The 5,550-nt window shown below is 73.7% G+C and carries 8 protein-coding genes; 4 read left to right on the top strand and 4 right to left on the bottom strand.

Annotated elements, in window-relative coordinates; all coding sequences use genetic code 11:
• Positions 1–71 precede the first annotated feature (71 nt).
• The 3 genes from ACFRCR_RS16250 to ACFRCR_RS16240 form a co-directional block, all read right to left on the bottom strand.
• Complete coding sequence (locus tag ACFRCR_RS16250; protein ID WP_377678957.1) at positions 72–494, bottom strand: CoA-binding protein; 423 nt, start codon at positions 492–494, stop codon at positions 72–74.
• A gap of 118 nt (positions 495–612) precedes the next feature.
• Positions 613–1,194 (bottom strand): DUF1772 domain-containing protein, encoded by a 582-nt coding sequence (locus ACFRCR_RS16245; protein ID WP_377678956.1) that lies wholly within the window; start codon positions 1,192–1,194, stop codon positions 613–615.
• Positions 1,194–2,102 carry an NAD(P)H-binding protein gene (locus ACFRCR_RS16240; protein WP_377678955.1) on the bottom strand — a complete coding sequence of 303 codons (909 nt, stop codon included), beginning with the start codon at positions 2,100–2,102 and terminating at the stop codon, positions 1,194–1,196. Before ACFRCR_RS16240 ends, ACFRCR_RS16245 begins: the two co-directional genes overlap by 1 nt.
• A 142-nt stretch (positions 2,103–2,244) precedes the next feature.
• Between ACFRCR_RS16240 and ACFRCR_RS16235 the strand changes: the two genes are divergently transcribed.
• From ACFRCR_RS16235 to ACFRCR_RS16220, 4 genes are all read left to right on the top strand, one after another.
• Entirely contained in the window at positions 2,245–3,198 is a 954-nt protein-coding gene (locus ACFRCR_RS16235; RefSeq protein ID WP_377678953.1) for an AraC family transcriptional regulator, read from the top strand.
• Positions 3,199–3,287: 89 nt separating this feature from the next.
• Positions 3,288–3,701 (top strand): hypothetical protein, encoded by a 414-nt coding sequence (locus tag ACFRCR_RS16230; protein WP_377678951.1) that lies wholly within the window; start codon positions 3,288–3,290, stop codon positions 3,699–3,701.
• Positions 3,702–3,751: 50 nt separating this feature from the next.
• On the top strand, positions 3,752–4,357 hold the full coding sequence (locus ACFRCR_RS16225; protein ID WP_377678949.1) for an HhH-GPD-type base excision DNA repair protein: 606 nt from the start codon (positions 3,752–3,754) through the stop codon (positions 4,355–4,357).
• Positions 4,358–4,507: 150 nt separating this feature from the next.
• Positions 4,508–4,873, top strand: a complete 366-nt coding sequence (locus ACFRCR_RS16220) for a VOC family protein (RefSeq protein ID WP_377678947.1) — start codon at positions 4,508–4,510, stop codon at positions 4,871–4,873.
• A gap of 35 nt (positions 4,874–4,908) precedes the next feature.
• Here ACFRCR_RS16220 and ACFRCR_RS16215 read toward each other — a convergent pair whose 3' ends face one another.
• Positions 4,909–5,298: a hypothetical protein gene (locus ACFRCR_RS16215; protein ID WP_377678946.1), complete on the bottom strand. Its 390-nt coding sequence runs from the start codon at positions 5,296–5,298 to the stop codon at positions 4,909–4,911.
• Positions 5,299–5,550: the final 252 nt, after the last annotated feature.

The following is a 5,550-nucleotide window of genomic DNA, read 5'->3' as shown; positions in this document are numbered from 1 at the left end:
GCCGAGAACGGGGTTGAGGTCGTTCCGGCAGCCGGAACAGCCTCAACCCCGTTCTCGGCACCGGCAGACCGTCAGGCGGGGCCCAGGCGCGGCCACTCGATCGCGGGGCAGCGGTCCATGACCATGTCCAGGCCGGCCTCCTGCACGCGGGCGAACGCGTCCTCGTCGACCACGCCGAGCTGGAACCAGACGGCCCGGGCGCCGACCTGCACGGCCTGGTCCGCCACGTCCCCCGCGAGGTCGGAACGCACGAACACGTCCACGACGTCGACCGGGAACGGGATGTCGGCGAGCGAGGCGTACCCCTGCTCACCATGCACCGTCTCGGCCGACGGGTGGACGGGCACGATCCGCTTGCCCTGACGCTGGAGCAGCCGCGCCACCCCGTACGCCGCCCGGGCCGAGTTGTTCGACAGGCCGACCACGGCCCAGGTCTCGGTGTCCGCGAGGACCGTGCGGATCGTGGCGTCGTCGCCCCAGCTCTGTTCGCTCATACCGGGGCAAACCCCGGCGCGCGAGCGACTATTCCGGCCCCCCGGGCATGGAGCCCCTGGACGTGGTCTCGCCACCAGGGCTCCGCACCCGGCGCCCCGCCAGGCCCGACGGCGCCGCTCACCCCACGAGGCGCGTCACCAGTCCCAGGGTCAGGAGCAGCGCGGCCGCCGCGCACGCACACGTCCGCACGTGGTTCCAGACGACCCAGCGCCCGAGGAAGACCTGCCAGACCTGGTCGCGCTCCGCCGTCGGGCTCGCGGGGCGAACCTTCACCGCACCCGACCCTCGACCTGAGGACGAGGCTTCGCCCGCCCGTGGACCCGAGGTCGAGACCGCTGCGTCGGCGGCCTCGAGGCGGTCGTTGAGCGGGACGTTGACGGCCGCGGTCACGCCGATCCCACCCACGAGGTAGACCACGGCCGCAGCGAGGACGAGCGACATCCCCGCGTCGCCGAGCCGCGTCGCGGCGACGACGCCCAGGACCGTCACGAGGCCGGTCGTGACGAGCAGGAGCGAACCGAAGGGCGCCTTGGTCGCGTGACGGTTGATCGATGCCATCGCGACCGCACCGATCTCCGGGGGGACCGACCGCAGGCCCGCCATGACGAAGGTCGAGAACGCGAAGAGCACTCCCCCGACCAGCGCGCAGCCGACGGTCGCGACGACCACGGCCCACCCGAGGGCACCGAACGTGTCCATCAGTGCACCTCGGAGAACGTGGCGGCTGACGGGGAGCCGGACGGCGCCGACCAGGCGGCGGCCTCGCGGCGGACGAACTCGGCGAAGTCCCGCGGCTCGCGCCCGAGCGCCTCGCGGACCCCAGGAGCCAGGTGCGCGTTGCGTCCGTCGAGGACCTCCTCGAAGAGGTAGCGCACGAGGTCGACGGCGTCGGACGGAAGGCCCTCGGCGGTCAGGCCGGCCGCGAACTCGTCACCCGTGACGGTCTGGAGCCGGACGTCCCGGCCGCTCGCCGTGCCGATCTCCGCGAGCGCCTCGCCGAAGGTCAGCAGCCGCGGACCCGTGAGCTCGTAGACGCGCCCCTCGTGGCCCGGCTCGGTCAGCGCGGCCACGGCGACCTCCGCCACGTCCTCGAGGTCGACGAACGGCTCGACGACGCCCGACACCGGAAGGAAGGCCACGCCGTCGAGCACGGTGCCCAGGAGGAAGCTCTCGCTGAAGTTCTGCGCGAACCACGCGCAGCGCACGACGGTCCGCGCAGGGAAGACACCGGCGACGAGGTGCTCGGCGCGCTGCGCCTCGGGCTCACCGCGTCCTGACAGGAGGACGAACCTCTGGACCCCCTCGCGGGCGGCGACGCGCGCGAAGTCGGCGACGACCTCCGGGATCCCGGGGGCTGCGAGGTCGGGGGCGACGGCGACGTACACGGCGTCGGCGCCGGCCACCGCAGGGGCCCAGGTCGTCGGGTCGTCCCAGTCGAGACGCACGTCGGTGCTGCGCGAGACCGGGCGGACGGGGACGCCCGCCGCGGTCAGGCGGGCCGCGACCCGGCGACCCGACTTCCCCGTCGCGCCGACGACGGCGACGAGAGGCGGGGAGGTGGGGACGGCGGGGACGACGGGCGAGTGGTCGGGCTGGTGCGTGGTCATGTCGGTCTCCTGAGATCGATGCGGTCGCCGAGGCGTTGCCGTTCGAGTCAACCGGCCCGGGGTGAGACGATCCATGGCCGAACGACTCGTCCGCATGTCCGTTCGTCTTCCATCCCGCGAGCGTGCGGCGTACCGTCGAGACATGGACGCTGTCGCAGGACTCCTCGACGGGCCCCGCGCGCGGGGCGCCTTCCTGCTGCGCTCGCTCCTCGCCCCGCCCTGGTCGATGCGCATCGAGGACGAGGCGCCGCTCACGCTCGTGCCCGTCGTGCGAGGGACCGCCTGGATCGGGATGGACGCCGGGCGGGGCCCGGACGAGCCCCGGCTCGAGGCCCACCTCGACGAGGGCGACGTCGCGCTCGTGCGCGGTCCGCGCCCCTACACCGTGGCCGACTCCCCCGGGACACCACCACAGATGGTGAGCGACGCCGTCGGGGTCTGCCGCGCCGTCGGGGACGGCCCCTCGCCCCTCGTGGACCTCGGCGTGCGGACCTGGGGCAACGACCCCGACGGGCCGACCGTGCTGCTGACCGGGACCTACCCGCTCGACGGCGAGGTGGGCGGCCGGCTGCTGAGCGTGCTGCCGCCGCTGCTCGTGCTGCACCGCGGCGACCTCGACGCCGACCTCGTGTCGCTGCTCGCGCGCGAGGTCTCGCAGGACCGGCCCGGCCAGGAGGCCGTGCTCGACCGGCTCCTCGACATCCTGCTCATCGGCGCACTGCGCGCCTGGCTCGACCGCGGCGACGCCCCCGGGTGGTACCGCGCGGACGCCGACCCCGTGGTCGGGCACGCGCTGCGGCTCATGCACCACGAACCGGCCCGACCCTGGACCGTGGAGTCGCTCGCGCGGACGGTCGGGCTGTCGCGAGCGGCGTTCTCGCGACGCTTCACCGAGCTCGTGGGCGAGCCACCCATGAGCTACCTCACCGGGTGGCGCCTGACCCTCGCGGCCGACCTCCTGCTGGAACCTGGCGCGACCGTCGGCTCCGTGGCCCGGCAGGTCGGGTACGGGACGCCGTTCGCGCTGAGCGCCGCGTTCACGCGGGTGCGAGGCGTGAGCCCGACGGCACACAGGGAGCGTGCGGGGGCGGCGTGACCCGGGCGCCAGGCGACTCGTCGCTCGGCAACGCGCCCGCGGCACCCACGCGGTGGCCGCGACGCGCGAGCGCGCGCACCATGGCTGTCATGCCCATCCCGCACGTGATCGCCCGGAGCAACCGGCGTTTCGTCAACCCGTTCGTGCTGCGCGTCTCGTCGCGCGTGCCACCGTTCGCGAGCGTCCACCACCACGGGCGACGCAGCGGTCGGCCCTTCGCGACACCCGTCATGGCGTTCCGCGAACCGCCCTCGACCGACGCGCCGCGCGAGGTCCGCGTGATCATCGCCCTGACGTACGGAGCCGACGTCGACTGGCTCAGGAACGTCGAGGCCGTCGGGCTGTTCGGGCTCACGCGAGGCGGGCGCGGCTACGTCGTCGACGACCTGCGGCGGTTGCACGGGGACGACGGGCTGCGGCTCGTGCCCGCCGTGATCCGGGTCGCGCTGCGGGGGCTGCGGGTCGGCGAGTTCCTCGACGGGCGGGTGGGACCGCCGCGCTGAGGCATCTGACAGCCCCGGCACCCGCCCCGCACGGCTGCCATGATGGGCTCATGGCACACGACCTCTGGCTCACCGGCGACCCGGAAGCCGACACGCTGCTGTCCACCGACCCGTTCGCGCTGCTCATCGGCATGCTCCTGGACCAGCAGGTCACCATGGAGTCGGCGTTCGCGGGGCCGCTCAAGATCTCCCAGCGCATGGGCGGGTTCGACGTGCACCGCATCGCGACGGCAGAGCCCGAGGGTTTCGCCGCCATGGCGGCCACTCCCCCGGCGATCCACCGCTACCCCGGGTCGATGGCCGGACGTGTGCAGGCCGTGGCGCAGGTCGTCGACGAGCAGTACGACGGCGACGTCACGCGGATCTGGACCGACCCGGGGCCCGGCGACTCCGCCCCCGACGGCCCGCTCGTCCTCAAGCGGCTCAAGGCCCTGCCGGGGTTCGGGGAGCAGAAGGCGAAGATCTTCCTCGCGCTCCTCGGCAAGCAGTACGGCGTGCAGCCCGCCGGGTGGCGCGAGGCGGCGGGCGTCTACGGCGAGGAGGGCGCGCGGCGCTCGATCGCCGACATCGTCGACCAGCACTCGCTCGACCAGGTGCGCGAGACGAAGAAGGCGGCCAAGGCCGCAGCGAAGGCGGAGAGGGCCGCCAAGGGCTGAGCCCTCCCGTCGCCGCCCAGGGCAGCCCGGCGCGGATGCCCGACGACGTCGCCCCCCTCGGTCCGGCGGGTGCCGCTCGCGCTCGGCGGACGTAGCGTGGAGACGTCGGGCGTGCGTCCGTGCGCCCGCTCGCCCTCCCGAGGAGTTCCCATGGCTCACGGCGACATCACGCACATCGACATCCCCGTCGGCGACACCGACGCGGCCCGCGCGTTCTACAGCGGACTGTTCGGCTGGGACATCGCCGAGGTCCCGGGCTTCGAGGGGTACCCCATGTGGCGGGCCCCGAACCAGATCAGCGGAGGCGGGCTCGCGCCGCGCGAGGAGGGGTTCACGAGCCCGCGCAGCTACGTCGAGGTCGACTCGATCGACGACACGCTCGCCCAGGTCGGCTCGCTCGGCGGCAAGGTCCTCATGGCCAGGACGCAGATCAGCCCGACGAGCTGGTGGGCGGTGTTCGAGGACCTCGACGGGAACCAGCTCGGCCTCTACGAGGGCGTCACGACCACGGACTGACGCGTGCGCGACCCACGCCGGGTCGATGTGCCTCGTCAGACGGGACCGAAGACCACTCGTCCGTCGGGGTCCTCGGCGCGTCGCGGTCGCAGGCGTGCGGGCGCCGGCCACGGCAGCTCGTACCGGACGACGTGGGCGTCGATCGCCCCGAAGTCGTCGGTCTGGACGACGACGTGCTCCGGGGTGACCTCGACGAGGCGGACGCGCAGCGGTTCGCCGCCCTCGCCCTCGAGCATCCAGACGTCGGCGAGCCAGGACAGTCCCGTGCTGTCGAGCGCCTCTTCGGCATCGAGCCAGTCGACCTGGTCGGTGAGGTCGCGGCCCAGGAGCGAGACGGCGACCCAGTCGTCGCCCTCGGGGCGGATCCAGCCGACGTGCTCACGGTCGTCGGGTCGGCGGTGCGGGATCCAGTCGGCGGGAAGCATCCCGGAACGATAGCGAGGCCCCCCTCCCCGCGCCCAACGAATTGCGTCGGCAGCACCCGGCACGAGCCGAGCACGGGGTCACCTCCGCACGACCATGCGGTTGGCGTCCTGATCCGGCCGAAACCCGACGTCAACCGCATGCTCGGCACCGAGACACCGTGAGCTCGCGACGGGACACCCCCACCACCGATCACCGAGCGTGCAGTTCGGGTCGCTCAGCCCCCACCCTGACCACCCGAACTGCACGCTCGA

The organism is Oerskovia sp. NPDC056781, assembly GCF_042789955.1.
Classification (GTDB): domain Bacteria; phylum Actinomycetota; class Actinomycetes; order Actinomycetales; family Cellulomonadaceae; genus Oerskovia; species Oerskovia rustica.
The sequence above is the reverse complement of the archived record's forward strand: the minus strand, read 5'-3'. Positions and strand labels throughout refer to the sequence as shown.

What these genes read in the sequence shown, in the direction of transcription:
- ACFRCR_RS16225 (WP_377678949.1), top strand. Translation starts at nt 3,752, where the DNA reads ATGGCACACGACCTCTGGCTCACCGGCGACCCGGAAGCCGACACGCTG.
- ACFRCR_RS16215 (WP_377678946.1), bottom strand. Translation starts at nt 5,298, where the DNA reads ATGCTTCCCGCCGACTGGATCCCGCACCGCCGACCCGACGACCGTGAG.
- ACFRCR_RS16230 (WP_377678951.1), top strand. Translation starts at nt 3,288, where the DNA reads ATGCCCATCCCGCACGTGATCGCCCGGAGCAACCGGCGTTTCGTCAAC.
- ACFRCR_RS16250 (WP_377678957.1), bottom strand. Translation starts at nt 494, where the DNA reads ATGAGCGAACAGAGCTGGGGCGACGACGCCACGATCCGCACGGTCCTC.
- ACFRCR_RS16240 (WP_377678955.1), bottom strand. Translation starts at nt 2,102, where the DNA reads ATGACCACGCACCAGCCCGACCACTCGCCCGTCGTCCCCGCCGTCCCC.
- ACFRCR_RS16245 (WP_377678956.1), bottom strand. Translation starts at nt 1,194, where the DNA reads ATGGACACGTTCGGTGCCCTCGGGTGGGCCGTGGTCGTCGCGACCGTC.
- ACFRCR_RS16220 (WP_377678947.1), top strand. Translation starts at nt 4,508, where the DNA reads ATGGCTCACGGCGACATCACGCACATCGACATCCCCGTCGGCGACACC.
- ACFRCR_RS16235 (WP_377678953.1), top strand. Translation starts at nt 2,245, where the DNA reads ATGGACGCTGTCGCAGGACTCCTCGACGGGCCCCGCGCGCGGGGCGCC.